We start from the raw sequence: 18,613 nt of genomic DNA, 5'->3' as shown, positions 1-18,613 counted from the left end.
TTCATTGAGATGGCGTTACCGGCGTCCCGGCAAGCCGCGGGCGGAAAAAACGGTGAACGGCTTCGGTCATGGCCGTTGCCATACGCCCCCGCCACTCTTCCGTGATCAGCAGTTTTTCATCGTGCTCGTTGGAGAGGTAGCCGAGTTCAACCAGAACCGAGGGAACATCGTGCGCCTTCAACACCCGGAATCCGGCCGAGCGATGCGGATTGTTGATCAAGCGGACGGCGCTTTTGAGCTCACTTACAAGCGTCTTTGCAAAGAAGACGGAAAACGACCGGCTTTCCCGCCGGGCAAGATCAAGCAGGATATCGGTCACGTCCGCCGGTTCTTCGGAAAGCTCAACACCGGCGATGATGTCTGACATGTTTTCGGTTTCAGCCAGTTCCTCCGCCAATTCATCAGATGCTCTGTCTGACAAGGTATAGACGGTCGCGCCACGCGCCAGAGTGCGGCCCCGCCGGACCGAGTCGGCATGGATCGATATGAAAAGGTCCGCAGCCAGCTCATGCCCCATTTCAACGCGCCGCGCGAGCGGGATAAACGTGTCATCGTCCCGTGTCAGACGGACGTCATAAAGACCCGTCTCATCAAGTTTTTCTTTGAATTCCTTGGCAAACTCGAGAACGAGAGCCTTTTCCAGTGTTCCGCCGACGCCGACGGCACCGGTGTCAATGCCCCCGTGTCCCGGGTCCAGCAAGATAAGGGGACGTTCTCCAGCTTTAGAGGCCGTCAGTTTGTCAGCCTTCGGTGCGGCTTTCACGGCAGCAGCCCGGGCGGTCTTGCGGCTTTGCTCTGAAAACGCCTGAAACTCAGGATCGCTCGACCGGACGAGATCGACCACCAGACGCGCAGGCTGGTCATCAATTGCAGGAAGAAAAAAGGTCTTGTCGACGGCTGCGGGCGCTTTCAGGTCCATTACGATGCGGGATTTTCCATCCGCAAACAGGCCAAACCGCCAGTTTGAAACCAGCCCCCGGCCGGTCTGCCCGGTCTCGGCTGGGATATCGAACTGAACCTCCGGAAAATCGAGAATGAGCCGCCTTGGATTTTGCAAAGCTGAAATGGACGGATCGATCTGTTGATCAAGATCCATAACGAATCGCGTACGGGCTTCGTCACCTGCAACCCTCGCGCCGCTGACTACGGGCTTGTCTCCCTCACCGTCAGCGGCATAAACCGGTAGCCCGGCCATGAGGCACGCGGCAACCACCAGCCACACGGCGGCGAAATTCATTTTTACGGAGATTCGGTCCGCAACAGCCAAGGGAAATCCTGCTTTCTTGTTACCTTAATGCGGCTCCGGCACGCATTGCTTAGACGGCCGAGCCTACCGTTTGGAGACCTCATACGCCATTCCGCCAATGAGGAAAATGCCTTACCGCTTTCACATTGCTTGCAAAGCTCAACGGCGGATCGTAAAAGTACCTTACGGATTTCGGTTCATGACCGATACCGTCCAAGGTGGCATGATGGACTACATATCCACAATGTCATCGGGTTCTTGGGGCCGGATTGCTGGGACAGAGGCCGTCCTTCAAGCAGCTTAACCGGTCGGGGACATGATTGGATACGGTATCAGTGCTGCTCGGACCCTGCCCGCCCCGCCTATGCCCTTCATTCCAGATGGCAGACTGTTTGCGGGGCTCGCACCGGCACATGAATGGAACCGCCACTGGAGGCACAAGGCACTGGCTACCGCCGTCTTTTTTGTCTCCGAGCGAAGAAACAAAGACTTAACTCCAAGGGCCTGCGTTGCCCCGAAGGACCCGCGCGATGCACATGGTGATCACACAGACACAAGCCCCCGCTCCGGCGGCCGCTTGCGTTGATCATCCGACCGCGCAGGGCGCAGACGCCCTTTCTCATCTCAGCAAAACAAATACGGCAGCTATCCTCCTTTCGGGCGGCGCGCGTTTTGGATACGCGCCCAGCAGTGCTGCCGTGGAGACGTTCAATAATGGCAAACAAGATGCTCATCGACGCGGGCCACCCGGAAGAGACCCGGGTCGTCGTCGTACGTGGCAATCGGGTTGAAGAATTCGATTTTGAGGCAGCGAATAGAAAGCAGCTACGCGGGAATATCTATCTTGCGAAAGTAACACGGGTCGAGCCGTCACTTCAGGCCGCTTTCGTGGAATATGGCGGAAACCGCCATGGGTTCCTTGCATTCAGCGAAATTCATCCGGACTATTATCAGATCCCCGTTGCGGATCGTGAAGCACTTCTGGCCGCCGAAGCGGCGGAGCGCCAACGCGATGACGCGGAAACGGAAGAGAAGCCGAAGCGGCGCCGCCGGACACGTGCGGCGCGCAATGAATCCGCTGACGCGGTCGTCAGTGAAGCAGTCGAGCCGTCAGAAGACGGCGCCCCTGAAAATCAGACGGCAGATGCTGAAACTTCTGACCAGGCGGACCAGCCGGGCGAGGCAGACGCTGCCAATGACGAAAGCCAGGCATCTGGTGACGGTGCGGACACCACCGGCGAGCTAAGTGCCAAAGCCCCCGCGCCGGACGGTGAGGATACATCTGAAACCGAATCAGATAATGAAGCCGACAGCGATGCAGACGCTGAGAATGATGGCGACGCCGAGACTGAAGACGACAGCGAGACTAAAGGGTCCAACAGGCGCCGCCCGCGCGCAACCCGTGGCCGCCGCCGGCGCCAGAAGTCCGATGATATCGACGAAGACGATCTTGAGGACGAAGACGGCGCCGTGGAATCCGTCGGCGCGGAAGATGCTCTCGAAGAACTTCCGGAACGTCCGGCTCCGGTCCGCAAGCAATATAAAATCCAGGAAGTCATCAAACGCCGCCAGATCATCTTGGTTCAGGTTGTCAAGGAAGAGCGGGGCAATAAGGGCGCAGCTCTCACGACTTACCTGTCCCTTGCCGGCCGCTATTCCGTTCTGATGCCGAACACGGCGCGCGGCGGCGGTATCTCCCGCAAAATCACCCAGCCGACCGACCGGAAACGCTTGAAGACGATTGCCTCGGAACTGGATGTTCCGGAGGGCATGGGTGTTATCTTGCGGACAGCAGGCGCCAGCCGGACCAAGGCCGAAATCAAACGCGATTTCGAATATTTGATGCGCCTTTGGGAAAACGTGCGTGAACTCACCTTGCAGTCGAGTGCACCCAGCCTCGTTTATGAGGAAGGCAGTCTCGTCAAAAGGTCGATCCGGGATCTTTACAACAAGGACATCAGCGAGGTTCTTGTCTCGGGCGATGAAGGCTACCGGGAAGCCAAGGACTTCATGCGCATGCTCATGCCGAGCCATGCGAAGAATGTCCAACCGTATCGGGACCCCTCACCTCTCTTCATCCGCTACGGGGTCGAGCCGCAGCTGGATGCGATGTTCTCGCCTCATGTCACGCTGAAATCCGGCGGTTACATTGTTATCAACCAAACAGAGGCTTTGGTTTCAATTGATGTGAACTCCGGCAAGTCCACCCGTGAGCACAACATTGAGGATACCGCCCTTCAGACCAACCTGGAGGCAGCCGAAGAAGTTACCCGCCAATTGCGCCTACGGGACCTTGCCGGGCTGATCGTCATCGACTTCATCGATATGGAGGAGTCGAAGAACAACCGTGCTGTCGAACGCAAGTTGAAAGACTGTCTGAAGACGGACCGGGCCCGCATCCAGGTCGGCCGGATTTCCCATTTCGGCCTGCTGGAAATGTCCCGCCAGCGCATCCGTACCGGTGTTCTGGAAAGCTCCACGACCCCTTGCCCGCATTGCCAGGGCACCGGCATGATCCGGTCGGTTGAGTCAGTCGCGCTCCATGTCCTGCGGTCCATCGAGGACAACCTGCTTAAAGGTGCGACCCACGATCTGATTGTTCGCACGACGGCTGAAGTCGCGCTTTACATCCTCAACATCAAGCGCTCCAACCTGTTTGATCTCGAAACACGGTTTGCCGTCGGCATCGAGGTGCAGGCAGGCGAAATGGTCAACGGTCAACTGTATGTGCTGGAACGCGGCGCCCCGATTGATCGCGAGCGCTTTCCGCAGCCGGTTGCCGCCGTGCAGCCGGATATTGTCGATATCATTGATGAAGAACCCGATCAGCCGGTCATCGAAGACGAGATTCAGGCCGACAACGACGATGACGGCGATGGTGACCGTGACCGCAGACGCCGCCGGCGCAGAAAGCGCCGCCGGGGCGGTTCGGATAACCAGCAAGATGGTGATGACCGGCAGGCTGGTGCTGAAAGCGCAGCGTCTGAGGACAGCGACGAAGATCAGCAGGATGCCCGGTCGGATGACCAGGAAGATGGCGATGATGAACCGCGCCGCAAACGGCGCCGTGGACGCCGCGGCGGACGCCGCGGACGCCGTGGTGGTGAAGGTGCTGAGTTCCAGGCTGAAGACGGCAGCGAAGACGACGGAGCCGAGGATTCTGATCAAAACGCTGCATCGGACGACGACGGGTCCCCTGCTGAGACAAACGATGCCAATGCACCGGCAGAAGCCGCGGCAGACGCAACAGACAGCGACGGCACTACCGGAACAGGCGACGCCGCTCCTGACCTAGATGACCAGTCTACGGATGCCGGCCATGTGAATGGCGCGGAAACGACCGCGAGCAGTAACGCTGCGCCACAAAATGGTGCAGCAGACGAAACGTCGGTTGCAGAAGAGGTTAGTGCGGACAGTTCCGAAGCTGAATCCAGGGCCGGAAGCACAGACGCAGATCAACCAGCTGCAGATGAAGAGCCTGCCGAGCCGCAGAAACCTTCGGCTCCCGCCGAACCAGTTGTGACAAGCGAAACAGCGACAGGTGCCTCGGAAGACAAGCCGAAACGGGGCGGATGGTGGCAACGCGGCCGCTCGTTCTTTTGAAAGCTGAAACGTGAATAAGAAAAGGCGGCCAATTGGCCGCCTTTTTTATGGCCGTTCTGAAACTTGAAGCTCACGCAATCAGAGTACTGACCGATCCAAATAAAGCTTTGCAAAGTCGGTGGTTCTCAGACACACCTCAGCTCACCCAGGCAGAGAGCCGGTTGACCGCCTCTTTCATATCCGGGTGCGCCCCGGCAAAGGAAAAGCGCATGAAGTGATGGCCTGCAACCGGGTCGAAGTCGACGCCGGGCGTCGCCGCAACCCCGGCCTCGTGCAACATGCGCTTCGTGAATTCAAGACTGTCGGATGTGAACGCACTCACGTCCGCGTAGATGTAGAATGCCCCGTCCACCGGAAGCAGCCGATCAAACCCGATTGCCGGCAACGCTGTGAGAAGCAGGTCGCGGTTTGCGGCATACCCGGCTTTCACCGATTCCAGTTCTTGCACCGCATCCAGAGCGGCGGTTGCCGCAATCTGCGATATCTCGGGCGGTGAGATATAAAGGCTCTGCGCGATCCGTTCTGTCGGCCGAACCAGCTGCTCTGGCAGGACCATCCATCCGATTCGCCAGCCCGTCATGCAATAATATTTTGAGAAGCTATTGATGATGATCGTGTTTTGGGAGGTCTCCAGAGCCGTCTTCTGCTCTCCGTCATAGTCCAGCCCATGGTAGATCTCATCGGAAACGAACCAGATCCGCTCTTCGTCGCAGTATCGGATCAGGTTTTCCAAAGTATCGGCCGGCATCATCGTCCCGGTTGGGTTCGCCGGACTTGCCACGAGGACGCCCTTGACCGGCCCTTCCTTCTGAACCTCCAGAAGGTGATCGGGCGTCAGGCACCAGCGCGTGCTCTCGTCCACCGGCACTTCGACCGGTATCAACCCAAGGGCCTTGATGATGTTGCGATAGGCCGGATATCCCGGCGCCGTCAGTACAATTCTGTCGCCCGGATCGAATGCGGACAGGAAAGCAAGGTTGAACCCTGCCGACGAACCGGTAGTGGCCATGATCCGATCGGGGGATACGCTGATCCCATAAAGGCGCTGGTAGTGCGACGCCAATGCCGCCCGGAGCGTCTTGAGGCCAAGGGCTTCCGTATACCCCAGACGCCCATGCGCCAACGCCGCTTCCGCCGCCGCCCTTGCTGTTTTCGGCGCAGGGGCAGATGGCTGCCCCACCTCCATATGAATGATGGACCGGCCATCAGCCTCAAGCTTTGCCGCCTCGCTCAAGACATCCATAGCAATGAAAGGGGCAACATCACTCCGGCGGGATGGGGAAAACGCAGAAGACGGCATGAGGGATCTTTCTTTGAGACTGATGTGCCTTACCTATCGCGTATGTTTGCAGGCGCGCAATCCCACCGGCTGCCAATGGGAGAATTGAAGATGTCCAAAATGTCATTCTGCAATTCTTGACCAGTCGGCATCCGCTCCATACCCTCGCCACACTTTATTGATCAGGCAGCTTGCAAAGCCCGACACCAAAACCGAACCGGTTGGAGACTACCGTATCGTGCCCAGTACACCCCTGAGTTCAATACACTCTTTACGCAGCACCGCGTCCTCCATGGTGCGCAAAGCAATCTGCACAGTTGCAGCTGCAGCGGTTGCGCTTCCGGTTACGCTCACGCCTGCATCCGCGCAAAGGGGCAAACTTCCGCTGGTCCGGGATGCCGAAATCGAAGACCTATTGCGCGATTACGCGACGCCCATCTTCAAAGCGGCCGGAATTGCCAATGCCGAGCCCCAGATCATTCTCGTCAACGACAAGAGCTTTAACGCGTTCGTTCCTGATTCCCGCCGCATGTTCATCAATATCGGCGTCATCATGGAGTCGGAGACGCCCGGCGAAGTGATTGGTGTTATTGCCCATGAAACCGGGCACATTGCGGGCCGCCACCTCGTCCGGCTGCGCTCGGCGGCGGCCAATGCACAGATCATCTCGGTGATCGGGATGATCCTGGGCGCAGGTGCTGCAACCGCAGGTGCCGCAGCCGGTTCCGGCAGTGCTGCCTCGGGCGGCGCTGCTGCTGCCCTGGGCGCTGGTTCGGTCGGCCAACGCTCCCTTTTGTCCTATCAGCGCGGCGAAGAAGCGGCGGCGGACCGGGCTGCTCTGAGATATCTGAACGCAACAGGCCAAAGCCCACGTGGTCTTCTGAAGACATTCCAGCGGATGTCCGAACAGCAGATGTTCTCGCGGCGCTTTGCTGATCCCTACGCGCAGAGCCACCCCATGGCCCAGGAACGCTTCAACGGCTTGGTGCGCGATGCTCAATCGTCGAAATATTTCGACAAACCGGAGGACTATGTTCTCCAGTACCGCCATGACCTTGCCAGGGCGAAGCTGTTTGCCTTTACAAGCCACCCATCCGCGACCCTTCGTGCCTATCCGCGCAGTGACAAAAGTCCTGCCGCCCAATACGCCCGTGCAATCGCCGCCATGCAAAGCCGGGGCAAGGCAGCCGTCAAGGAAATTGACGCCCTGATCCGGACTCAGCCCAACAATCCCTACTATTACGAACTGAAGGGCCAGGCTCTTCTGGAAGGCGGCGATCCCCGCGGCGCCATTGCCCCCTTCAGGAAAGCACTGTCCTTCAAGCCGAATGAGCCTCAGTTCCTTGTTTGGCTCGGATACGCGCTGGTCGGCGCGAACAATCCTGCCTATTTGCCCGAGGCGGAACGCATTTTGAAACGGGCGATCCAACGCGACCCGAATTCCGGTGTGGCCTATGCCCAGCTCGCAATCGCACATGGCCGCCAGGGCGAGCGTGCGGAGGCTGACCTGGCAACCGCCAAAAGCCTTATGGTCCGCGGGGATTTCGAAGCCGCAAAGCGCTACGCCGCCCGTGCTCAACAAAGTTTGAAGCGAGGAACGCCCGCTTGGCTTCAAGCCGACGACATTGTGTCGTACAAACCACCGAATTTGCAAAGACGCGGATAAAGCGTGATGACCATTGCAACGCATGAAGGCAGTTGCATGAGGAGCCCCATATGACCAGCATTTCCCGCCAATTCAAATGTGGACTACGGTCCGCGCTGTTTGCTGCAACAGCCGTTTTCCTGGCAGCAACCAGCAGCTTCAATCCGGCGTCCGCCCAGGACCTCAACAAGGATGAGGTTGGCGAGATCGTTCGCGAGTACCTTTTGGAAAACCCGGAAGTCATCATGGAAGCGCTGAATGAGTTGCAGCGCCGTCAGGACGAGGCGCAGGAACTGGCCCGCCGGGAAGCGCTGACCAGCAATGCCGGCGTTCTGTTTGACTCCACCCGTCAGGTCGTCCTTGGAAACCCGGAAGGCTCCGTAACCGTTGTTGAATTCTTCGACTACAATTGCGGTTACTGCAAACGGGCCTATGGCGACATGGTCAGACTGATTGAGGCCAATCCCGACCTTCGCGTGGTCTTGAAGGAGTTCCCGATCCTCGGCCCCGAATCCCAGGCAGCCGCGACCGTGGCGGTTGCCGTCAACTCGGTTGCGCCGGACAAGTATCTCCAGTTTCATGAGACCCTTCTGCTGGGGCGCGGTGTTGCCAATCAGGACAGTGCCATGCAGGCAGCTCTTGCGGCAGGGGTCAACGAGGATGACCTGATGGCTGCCATGCAAACGGATGAAGCGCAAAGGACGTTTGAGGAAGTTGGCGCACTGGCGCAAAGCCTCGGGCTCAACGGGACGCCTGCCTATGTCGTCGGCGAGGCCATTGTTCCCGGTGCGGTCGGATACGACCAGCTGCAGGCCTTGGTGGATGCCGAGGCGAATTGCGGCGAAACCACCTGCTGATCAAGCCTGTTGGAAAACCCTTTTCTGTAAATACAATGAAAAATCGGGGGTTTTCCAACTCCGCCAGGTTGCCTATAAGGGGGCTACTCCGGTTCCGTTACGGCCCGGGGACAAAGATCTATCCGCTAATCCAATCAGCGGAGCAAACGGCGCAGTACAGGCCGGACATTTGATCGGCAATCGTTCCATCAGATGTTCATTTTGGAAACGGGAATACCCCGTGCCCGGCGGGCGCGGAGCGGTGCGACCGGATCCTGGCAAAACCTCTGTGCCAATTGCGGTCCTAGTGTGAGAGCCAAAAGATATGCGTAAAGATAACAAGAATTTCGACACGGCCCTGATCCGCGATCTCGCCGTCCTCCTGGATGAGACGAACCTTTCCGAGATTGAACTTGAACAGGGCGAAACGCGCATTCGTGTTGCGCGTCAGTTGTCGATCAACGCGCCTGTGAACTTTGCAGCGGCTCAGCCGGCAGCAGCGCCTGCACCAGCTGCCGCGGCAGCTCCGGCAGCCGCCGCGCCAGCCGCAGCCGACAACGCCGCCCATCCCGGCACAATCACATCTCCGATGGTCGGCACCGCCTATCTTGCGCCAGAACCTGGCGCAGCTGTCTTCATTCAGGTGGGCGACAAGGTCAGCGAAGGCCAGACAATCCTGATCATCGAAGCCATGAAGACGATGAACCACATCCCGGCGACAAAATCCGGCACCGTCAAGCAGATCCTCGTCGACGACGCACAGCCGGTGGAATTCGGCGAACCCCTCATCATCGTCGAATAAGGAGCCGCTACGGCCATGTTTTCCAAAATCCTTATTGCCAATCGCGGCGAGATCGCTCTGCGTATCCTGCGCGCGTGCAAGGAACTGGGCATTTCCACAGTCGCGGTCCATTCCACGGCAGATGCCAACGCCATGCATGTCCGCCTGGCCGATGAGAGTGTTTGTATCGGCCCGCCCGCAGCCAGGGACAGTTATCTGAATATCCCGAACCTGCTGGCGGCGTGTGAAATCACAGGCGCGGATGCGGTTCACCCCGGCTACGGCTTCCTGTCGGAGAACGCAAGGTTTGCGGAAATCCTGGAAGCGCATAACATCGAATTCATCGGTCCGACCGCGGAACACATCCGGATCATGGGCGACAAGATCCAGGCCAAACAGACGGCCAAGGACCTTGGAATCCCTGTGGTTCCCGGATCTGACGGCGCGGTCACAGCTGCCGATGATGCCCATGCAATCGCACGTGAAATCGGCTATCCGGTCCTTGTGAAGGCCGCAGCGGGCGGTGGTGGCCGCGGCATGAAAGTGGCCAAAACCGAGGCTGAGCTCGACACTGCCCTGTCAACGGCGCGCTCGGAAGCGGCGGCTGCATTCGGCGACGATGCCCTTTACATGGAAAAGTATCTCGGAAAGCCCCGGCATATCGAGATCCAGGTTCTGGGCGATGGCAAAGGCAACGCCGTTCATTTGGGTGAACGCGACTGTTCGCTGCAGCGCCGCCACCAGAAGGTTCTGGAAGAGGCCCCTTCCCCAAGCCTGAACGCGGCCCAGCGCAGCGAGATTGGTGAGATTGTCGCCAATGCCATGCGCAAGCTGAAATACCGGGGCGTCGGGACCGTGGAGTTCCTGTATGAAAACGGCGAGTTCTATTTCATTGAGATGAATACGCGTTTGCAGGTTGAGCACCCGGTCACCGAAATGATCACCGGGATCGATCTTGTGAACGAACAGATCCGGATTGCCGCGGGCGGCGACCTCGACATGACGCAGGACGACATCAAGTTCGACGGTCATGCGATCGAATGCCGGATCAATGCCGAGGATCCGGTCAACTTCACGCCGTCACCGGGTACAATCACCTACTACCACCCGCCGGGCGGACTTGGTGTGCGGGTCGATTCAGGTGTCTACCAAGGCTACAAAATCCCGCCTTATTACGACAGCCTGATCGGCAAGCTTATTGTCCACGGACGTAATCGTGTTGAATGCATGATGCGCTTGCGCCGTTGCCTGGATGAGTTTGTGGTTGACGAGATCAAGTCGACTATTCCGCTTTTCCGTGATTTGGTGGACAATCAGGAAATCGCAAACGGTCAGTATGACATTCACTGGCTGGAAAAATATCTGGCGGAGAAGTCGAGCTGACCGGACGCACGGGAGGGATTAACGCCCTCCCATCCGGAAAGTGAGGCCTCATGGCTGGATACAAAGACGACATCGTCATGGAAATCACGCCGCAGGTGCTTTTGAAAGCTTATGCCTGCGGCCTGTTTCCAATGGCGGAATCCGCAGATGATCCGGGGCTATTCTGGCTTGAACCGGAACATCGCGGCATCCTTCCCCTCGACAGTTTCCATTTGCCGCGACGTCTCAGACGGACCATCCGCAATGATGTTTTCGAAGTCCGTGTCAGTACGGATTTCCAGGCGGTGATCGACGGGTGTGCGGAGCCCATGCCCGGCCGCCAGAAGACCTGGATCAACCGGGAGATACGCCGTCTTTATGGCGAACTTTTTGAAATGGGCTACTGCCACACAATAGAAGCCTGGCAGGATGGCGAACTGGTGGGCGGCCTTTACGGCGTCAGTTTGAATGGCGCGTTTTTCGGCGAGAGCATGTTCACCTTCAAAACAGACGCCTCGAAAGTGTGTCTGGCCCATCTGGTGGCGCGGCTGATCATTGGCGGGTACACACTGCTCGATACGCAGTTTGTAACCGATCACCTGAGTAAATTCGGCACGCAGGAAATCTCCCAGTCGGACTACAATGCGCGTTTGGCCAATGCCCTGCAACAGGAAACCGATTTTTACGCCCTTTCGCCGCAAGCCTGCGGGCAAGAGGTCCTTCAGGTGCTGGATAGCTGGAAGAAGTAACGGGTGCAGGCCTTTCCACGGAGGTAACCGTGACAAGTTCGTACTTCTGGCGCGCAGCTTTCTAGTGGATATTCAGCCCTTCGATTTCGCACACCATCCATTTAATCTACCGGGCATGCGCAGGTAAGATGCTTTCCTGTATGAGCTGCCAAGACGATTTTCAAAGGGCATACAATGTCGATATCCATTGAATTGAGTGACGGCGGTTCTCCAACAAAGGCAGATTATGATCTTGTGATCATTGGCGGAGGCCAAGCAGCGCTGGCCCTTGCCTACTATCTTCGCCGCTCAGATCTGTCCTATGTGATTTATGATTCGGAGGACGGTCCGGGGGCGGCATGGCGGCATGGCTGGCAATCGCTCCGGCTGTTTTCACCGGCTGTCTACAGCTCCCTCCCCGGCTGGCCAATGCCGCCCAGCGCAGGAAAAGCCTTTCCCTCGCGCGAGGAAGTCATAGACTATCTGGCCCGTTACGAAGCACGCTACGCCATACCGGTAGAGCGGCCGGTTCGCGTGCGGGCGGTGGAAAGCACCGGCACGTGCCTTCGCCTTAAACTGTCAGATGGCCGCACGAAGCTGGCGCGAGCGGTGGTCAGTGCCACCGGCACATGGAGTGCGCCCTTCGTCCCGGATTATACTGGAAGACTGTCCTTTCACGGCCACCAGGTGCATTCAGCGCATTACCAAGGCCCGGGCGCGTTTGCCGGACAAAGAGTGCTTGTGGTTGGCGGAGGAAATTCTGGCGCGCAAATCCAGGCAGAGCTCAGCGAAGTGGCGCATTCCACTTGGGTCACCATAGACCCGCCCGAATTTTTGCCAGATGATGTCGACGGACATGCCCTGTTCGAACGCGCAACAGCGAAAGTCACCGGCAACGGCGCGTCCACCCAGTCCGGGTTTGGCGATATCGTGATGGTTCCACCGGTGAGGGCGGCCCGGGATCGCGGCGACCTGACCAGTGAACGTCCCTTTCTGGAGATGACTAGCGACGGTGTTGTCTGGCCAGACGGGCGCCACGAACCGGTTGATACCATTATCTGGTGCACCGGTTTCCGCCCCGCCACAGATCATCTAAAACCCCTCGGCATTGTCGGGCAAAATGGCAAGGTGGAGGTGATTGACAACCAATCGGCCGGCGAACCACGGCTATGGCTTGCCGGATACGGCAACTGGACCGGCGCAGCGTCGGCGACGTTGATCGGCTCGTCGCGGGTCTCTCGAAGTCTCGTCCCGCGCCTTGTGGCGTTTCTTGAGGCCAAAGTATCGGGCGTTTAGCAGGAAATGCCATAAGAGATTGGACCACCCCACAATCGATAAGACTTAGACGGCATATCGATCCCGATTTACCGCCGGGCGGTCCAGTCCATAAAAAAACCGGCAAGGACGTGTCCTCACCGGCTCTTGGACCTTGATAGCCTGCTTGACCTACTGTCCGGGTGTCCAGGCCTGATAATCACCGGTGACTTCCGGCCGCTTTTCCGGTGTCAGGATCGAACCATCGGGACGGTAGGCTTCGGCTGTCCCGGTCTTGTTTTCCCGGTGGGGCTGCTGCCAATGCTTTGCGTGGTAGGTTTCATCCGACGGCGGGGTATCAACCCGGTGGTGCATCCAGCCGTGCCAACCCGGCGGAATTGTCGAGGCTTCCGCCAAACCATTATAGATCACCCAGCGTTTCTTTCCGGCACGTTCCTTATAGTAGGTGTTGCCGAATTCATCCTCACCGACGAACTCGCCCTTGCGCCATGTGAAAAAGCGCGTGCCAAGCGTTTGGCCATTCCACCAGGTGAAAAACTGAAGAAGAAACGTTTTCATGGCCCCGAACAGGTCCTTTGGTTTCGCGTCCGATGCGGGACGCCAATCGCCAGCGCCCGATTTCGCCGGAATATGGCGGCAACGAGCGTTACTGTCCAGTGCCGCACCGCCGCAGGCGGATAAATTTCAAAACAAAGCCCAGCCGCCCCTTCATCCAAAGGGCAATCCCTCACCAGTTTGCTCTGATACTCTGAGGTTTTCCAGCTCCCGAGCTCAGCACAACTCAGCAAGTCAAAGGCATCCGGCTTAGTTGAGTTTTACGCCCTTTACCGCCGCAAAGCCCGCGTTCCGGATGTGGCGCGCCGCCGCTGACTGTTTTTTCGCCGGCGCAAACCCGTCCTTGTCCAGCTTCCGCCGCGCAAACCGGTCCGGTCTTTCCGGTTCCGGTTTCTTGTCGAATGCCGCCTCAACGGCCCCCTCGAGTTCTGCTCGTTTTTGTAGGGCCTGGTGATGCAACGCCCGCGCCCCCGCAAGCGACTGCATTTTCTCTGCCTGAACATCCATGGTCTTTTGAATGCCATAGATGTTGTAGAATCCGGAATGCTCCAGAATCATCGGCCGGTCATCGTTCAACAGCCAGCGGAGCCGTTTGAACAATGTCGACGGAGACACCGGTTTGACCAGAACATGGTGAGCGCCTGCCCTCAGCGCCTTGTCCACCAGCGGACGGGTGCCATGGGCCGTGATGAAGAGAATCGGCACATAACACAGCGGTTCCATGTGCCGGTGGCGCACAAGACGCAGGAACTGGTAGCCGGAGGTCGGCGCCATCCGCCAATCGGTGAGAATCACATTCGGCGGCTCTGCCAGGCTCGCCTCCAATGCGTCATCAACCGAATCGAAGACCCGCACACGGGCGACTTTAAAACTGAGCAGAATCGATCTCAGGATCGTCTGCATCGGCTTGCTGTCTTCTACGACGACAGCATCAATGTCTTCCATTGCGAGGCCGAAAGCGGCGTGATGCTTCATGTGGGCGGACCCTTTCCCTGTCACACCCGCAGTAAAACAGGCCCGCCTTAAACCCGCTTGAAATGCAGGTCCTCGATTTTCGTCAAACTTTCATAAAATTTGATCTAATATCATCCACAGGGTTCGAAAGGCTGCTCGCCGCCATATGCTGAGCCGCGAAAGCAAGCGCCAAATTCCGCCGCTGGCGGTGTTGCCGGGCCGCTCCCCGATATCCACACAGACACACAATATTTTGCGCTTGGCCGCCAGTTGGGCACTAGCTGTTGTCACACAGCGCTTGACCTTAAGAATTCATTTACTTTAGTTTCCTAACCATTGCGATGTGCGTAGTCGGAGGCTCTCCCGGGCACTCTGATCATCCGAAACATAAGTAACCGAGTATCTGATCCGGCATGTACTTTTACAGGCCGGTCGCCGGTTTTCGCGTGCCGGGTTCGGACTACATGTCGTGACAAAGCTGTTGATTAACACTATATATAGTGGATCAAGGGATACTAAGCGCTAGATGCAGCATATGTAGCTGTGACATACAGGATCGGCATCCAGGGACGAGGCGGGCCATACGCCACTTTGGGTGACATGCGGCAACGACTGCCGGTTCGGGGAAACCGGTTGGGGATTTAAGGGGACTTGAGAAAATGCGGATCGAGCGGCGCTACACCAAGGAAGGCCAATCGCCTTACGCCGACATTGAGTTTCGGACAGCAACAAGCGAAATCCGGAACCCGGACGGGTCAATCGTATTCCGGCTGGAAGACATTCAGGTACCAGCCCAATTCAGCCAGGTCGCATCCGACATTCTGGCGCAGAAATATTTCCGCAAGGCCGGGGTTCCCGCGAAACTGAAGCCAGTTGAAGAGAACACCGTTCCGTCCTGGCTCTGGCGCCGGGAAGCCGATGAGAAAGCCCTCGCAAAGCTGCCGGAAGAAGACCGCTACGGCTCTGAGATCGACGGACGGCAGGTGTTTGACCGCCTTGCCGGCACGTGGACCTATTGGGGCTGGAAAGGCGGCTACTTCGATTCGGAGGCAGACGCCCACGCATTCTTTGACGAACTGCGCTATATGCTCGCGACCCAGAAGGTCGCCCCGAATTCCCCGCAGTGGTTCAACACCGGTCTTCACTGGGCATACGGCATCGATGGTCCGAGCCAGGGCCACTACTATGTCGACTTCCAGACCGGCAAGCTGACCAAGTCCAAGACAGCCTACGAACATCCGCAGCCGCATGCCTGCTTCATCCAGTCCGTTCAGGATGATCTGGTCAATGACGGCGGCATCATGGATCTTTGGGTCCGCGAAGCGCGCCTGTTCAAATATGGCTCCGGCACCGGCTCGAATTTCTCCCATGTGCGCTCTGAAGGAGAAAAACTGTCCGGCGGCGGTAAGTCCTCGGGCCTGATGAGCTTTTTGAAAATTGGCGACCGGGCAGCCGGGGCGATCAAGTCCGGCGGCACGACCCGCCGCGCAGCCAAGATGGTCGTCGTTGACGTCGACCATCCCGATATCGAGGAATACATTACCTGGAAGGTGAAGGAAGAGCAGAAGGTTGCAGCTCTCGTCACCGGCTCCAAGATTTGCCAGAAGCACCTGACGGCGATCATGAAGGCCTGCGTAAATTGCGAAGCCGATAACGGCGATTGCTTCGATCCGGCCAAAAACCCTGCCTTGAAGCGGGAGATCCGCGCCGCCAAAAAAATGATGGTGCCGGAAAATTACATTCAGCGCGTGATCCAGTTTGCACGCCAGGGGTTCACCCAGATCGACTTCCCGATCTACAACACCGACTGGGATTCAGAAGCCTATCTGACTGTCGCCGGCCAGAACTCCAACAACTCTGTCCGTGTCACTGACGGCTTCTTGAACGCGGTCACCGACGATGGCACGTGGGACCTGACAGCCCGCCGCACCGGCGACGTCATGAAAACCATCAAGGCAAAGGAACTTTGGGAGCAGATCGGTTACGCCGCCTGGGCGTCCGCAGATCCGGGCCTGCAGTACCACACCACGATCAACGACTGGCATACGTGCCTGGCAGATGGTGAAATCCGCGCATCCAATCCGTGTTCGGAATACATGTTCCTGGATGACACGGCCTGTAACCTGGCCTCGTTGAACCTGATGCAGTTCCGCAACGAAGACGGAACGGTCGCGATCGACAATTTCGAGCACGCAACCCGTCTGTGGACCGTTGTCCTGGAAATCTCGGTCCTGATGGCGCAGTTCCCGTCCAAGGAAATTGCCGAACTGTCCTACAAGTTCCGCACGCTTGGTTTGGGATACGCCAATATCGGCGGCCTTCTGATGACCTCGGGCATTCCGTACGACAGTGACGAAGGCCGGGCGATCTGCGGCGCCCTCACCGCCATCATGACCGGCGTCTCCTACGCGACATCCGCCGAGATGGCTGGTGAACTCGGATCCTTCCCGGGGTACAAGAAAAACGCCAAGCATATGCTGCGGGTCATCCGCAACCACCGCCTTGCAGCGCACGGCGAGGCGGTCGGCTACGAGGGCCTGAACACCAACCCGGTTCCCCTTGACCACGTGTCCTGCCCGGACCCGATCCTGATCGACCGTGCCAAGAAAGCCTGGGACCGTGCTCTGGAACTCGGCGAAAAGAACGGTTACCGCAATGCGCAGGCTACCGTGATTGCCCCGACCGGCACCATCGGTCTGGTGATGGACTGTGACACCACGGGTATTGAGCCGGACTTCGCGCTCGTGAAGTTCAAGAAGCTTGCAGGCGGCGGCTACTTCAAGATCATCAATCGGGCCGTTCCCGAAGCCCTGCGCAAGCTTGGCTACAAGGAGAGTGAAATCGGCGAGATCGAAGCCTATGCCGTCGGCCATGGCTCCATCGACCAAGCACCAGGCATCAACCCGGCATCGCTCAAGACCAAAGGGTTTTCCGACGAAAGCCTTGCCAAGCTGAAAGACGGCATGAAGTCGGCCTTCGACATCAAGTTCGTCTTCAACCGCTGGACGCTCGGTGATGACCAGATGAAGGCGCTCGGCGTCTCCGACGAGCAGCTGGAAGATCCGGAATTCGAATTGCTTCCGTTCCTCGGCTTCTCCAAGGCCGATATTGAAGCTGCAAACACCCATGTCTGCGGCGCGATGACGCTGGAAGGGTCGCCCTTCTTGAAGGAAGAGCACTATCCGGTGTTCGACTGTGCCAACCCGTGTGGGCGCATCGGCAAGCGTTTCTTGTCCGTGGAAAGCCACATCCGCATGATGGCCGCGGCCCAGCCGTTCATCTCCGGTGCGATCTCCAAGACGATCAACATGCCGAACGATGCGACGGTTGAAGACTGCATGGAAGCCTACATGCTGTCCTGGAAGCTGGCATTGAAAGCCAACGCACTCTACCGCGACGGCTCCAAGCTCAGCCAGCCGCTCAATGCGCAGCTGCTGTCCGACGACGAAGACGAAGCGGAAGATGCGGCCGAGGAAGTCGCCGCCCTGCCGCAGGCCGCCAAGGCCGAGGTGGTTGCCGAGCGCATTGTCGAGCGGATTGTCGAGCGCGTCGTGCGGGAGCAGGAAAAACTGCCGCACCGCCGCAAGGGCTACACGCAGAAGGCCAAGATTGGCGGGCATACCGTGTTCTTGCGCACGGGCGAATATGAAGATGGCCGTCTGGGCGAAATCTTCATCGACATGAACAAGGAAGGCTCCGCCCTTCGCGCGTTCATCAACAACTTCGCCATCTCCGTCTCGCTTGGCCTGCAATATGGTGTGCCGCTCGAGGAATATGTCGATGCGTTCACCTTCACCAAGTTCGAACCGGCCGGCATGGTCCAAGGCAACGATGCGATCAAGAACGCAACGTCGATCCTCGACTATATTTTCCGCGAGCTTGCCGTCTCCTATCTTGGCCGCCACGAACTGGCGCACGTCCCGCCGGAAGTCTTCAGCGGCGACAAGGTGTCAGCCGGCACCATGAAAGACAAGAAGGACAACGGCATGGTGTCTCACGGCCTTGTCCGTGGTCAGACCGAACGCTTCCGTCTTGTCTCCGGCAAGGATGAGCCCGTGGGTGAGATCACCGAAGCCGTGAAGGCCGAATTGGCAGGCACGATTGGCGGCCAGACGGCAGCTGTTGCAACGGCCTTTGCCCGCAGCACGGAAGCCGTGGTCACAGCGGCTTTGGAAACGGCCCCTGCCCCGCAGGTCAAGACGGCGGCACAGCAGATCGCCCAGGCCCGGATGAAAGGCTATGAAGGCGAAAGCTGCGCCGAATGCGGCAATTTTACAATGGTGCGCAACGGCACCTGCCTGAAATGCGACACCTGCGGCAGCACTTCGGGCTGTAGCTAAGACTTAGCC

General features: G+C 58.3%; 12 protein-coding genes. 8 read left to right on the top strand and 4 right to left on the bottom strand.

What is annotated here, in order from left to right; translation table 11 throughout:
- Nucleotide 1: 1 nt before the first annotated feature.
- Nucleotides 2–1,237 carry an N-acetylmuramoyl-L-alanine amidase gene (locus E1180_RS05640; RefSeq protein ID WP_155190199.1) on the bottom strand — a complete coding sequence of 412 codons (1,236 nt, stop codon included), beginning with the start codon at nt 1,235–1,237 and terminating at the stop codon, nt 2–4.
- A gap of 723 nt (nt 1,238–1,960) precedes the next feature.
- Here E1180_RS05640 and E1180_RS05635 point away from each other — a divergent pair.
- Nucleotides 1,961–4,849: an Rne/Rng family ribonuclease gene (locus tag E1180_RS05635; RefSeq protein WP_155190198.1), complete on the top strand. Its 2,889-nt coding sequence runs from the start codon at nt 1,961–1,963 to the stop codon at nt 4,847–4,849.
- 136 nt (nt 4,850–4,985) lie between these two features.
- Here the strand turns inward: E1180_RS05635 and E1180_RS05630 are convergent, their stop codons facing one another.
- Entirely contained in the window at nt 4,986–6,149 is a 1,164-nt protein-coding gene (locus tag E1180_RS05630) for a pyridoxal phosphate-dependent aminotransferase (RefSeq protein ID WP_155190197.1), read from the bottom strand.
- Nucleotides 6,150–6,420: 271 nt separating this feature from the next.
- On the opposite strand from E1180_RS05630, the gene E1180_RS05625 reads away from it, so the two are divergent.
- The 6 genes from E1180_RS05625 (at nt 6,421) to E1180_RS05600 (ending at nt 12,776) form a co-directional block, all read left to right on the top strand.
- A complete protein-coding gene (locus E1180_RS05625) occupies nt 6,421–7,794 on the top strand; it encodes a M48 family metalloprotease (protein WP_155190196.1) in 1,374 nt (457 codons plus the stop codon).
- A gap of 50 nt (nt 7,795–7,844) precedes the next feature.
- Nucleotides 7,845–8,630, top strand: coding sequence for a DsbA family protein (locus E1180_RS05620; protein ID WP_155190195.1), 786 nt, complete (start codon nt 7,845–7,847; stop codon nt 8,628–8,630).
- Nucleotides 8,631–8,934: 304 nt separating this feature from the next.
- Nucleotides 8,935–9,411 (top strand): acetyl-CoA carboxylase biotin carboxyl carrier protein, encoded by a 477-nt coding sequence (gene accB, locus E1180_RS05615; RefSeq protein WP_155190194.1) that lies wholly within the window; start codon nt 8,935–8,937, stop codon nt 9,409–9,411.
- Nucleotides 9,412–9,426: 15 nt separating this feature from the next.
- A complete protein-coding gene (gene accC, locus E1180_RS05610) occupies nt 9,427–10,773 on the top strand; it encodes an acetyl-CoA carboxylase biotin carboxylase subunit (protein ID WP_155190193.1) in 1,347 nt (448 codons plus the stop codon).
- Between the two features lie 50 nt (nt 10,774–10,823).
- A complete protein-coding gene (gene aat, locus E1180_RS05605) occupies nt 10,824–11,501 on the top strand; it encodes a leucyl/phenylalanyl-tRNA--protein transferase (RefSeq protein WP_155190192.1) in 678 nt (225 codons plus the stop codon).
- A gap of 174 nt (nt 11,502–11,675) precedes the next feature.
- Nucleotides 11,676–12,776, top strand: a complete 1,101-nt coding sequence (locus E1180_RS05600; protein WP_155190191.1) for an ArsO family NAD(P)H-dependent flavin-containing monooxygenase — start codon at nt 11,676–11,678, stop codon at nt 12,774–12,776.
- Nucleotides 12,777–12,926: 150 nt separating this feature from the next.
- Here the strand turns inward: E1180_RS05600 and E1180_RS05595 are convergent, their stop codons facing one another.
- Nucleotides 12,927–13,313, bottom strand: coding sequence for an NADH:ubiquinone oxidoreductase subunit NDUFA12 (locus E1180_RS05595; protein ID WP_155190190.1), 387 nt, complete (start codon nt 13,311–13,313; stop codon nt 12,927–12,929).
- 246 nt (nt 13,314–13,559) lie between these two features.
- Nucleotides 13,560–14,285 (bottom strand): response regulator, encoded by a 726-nt coding sequence (locus tag E1180_RS05590; protein WP_196220541.1) that lies wholly within the window; start codon nt 14,283–14,285, stop codon nt 13,560–13,562.
- 638 nt (nt 14,286–14,923) lie between these two features.
- On the opposite strand from E1180_RS05590, the gene E1180_RS05585 reads away from it, so the two are divergent.
- Nucleotides 14,924–18,604: a vitamin B12-dependent ribonucleotide reductase gene (locus E1180_RS05585; protein WP_155190189.1), complete on the top strand. Its 3,681-nt coding sequence runs from the start codon at nt 14,924–14,926 to the stop codon at nt 18,602–18,604.
- Nucleotides 18,605–18,613: the final 9 nt, after the last annotated feature.

This window comes from Roseibium denhamense (assembly GCF_009711415.1).
Classification (GTDB): domain Bacteria; phylum Pseudomonadota; class Alphaproteobacteria; order Rhizobiales; family Stappiaceae; genus Roseibium; species Roseibium denhamense.
The sequence above is the reverse complement of the archived record's forward strand: the minus strand, read 5'-3'. Positions and strand labels throughout refer to the sequence as shown.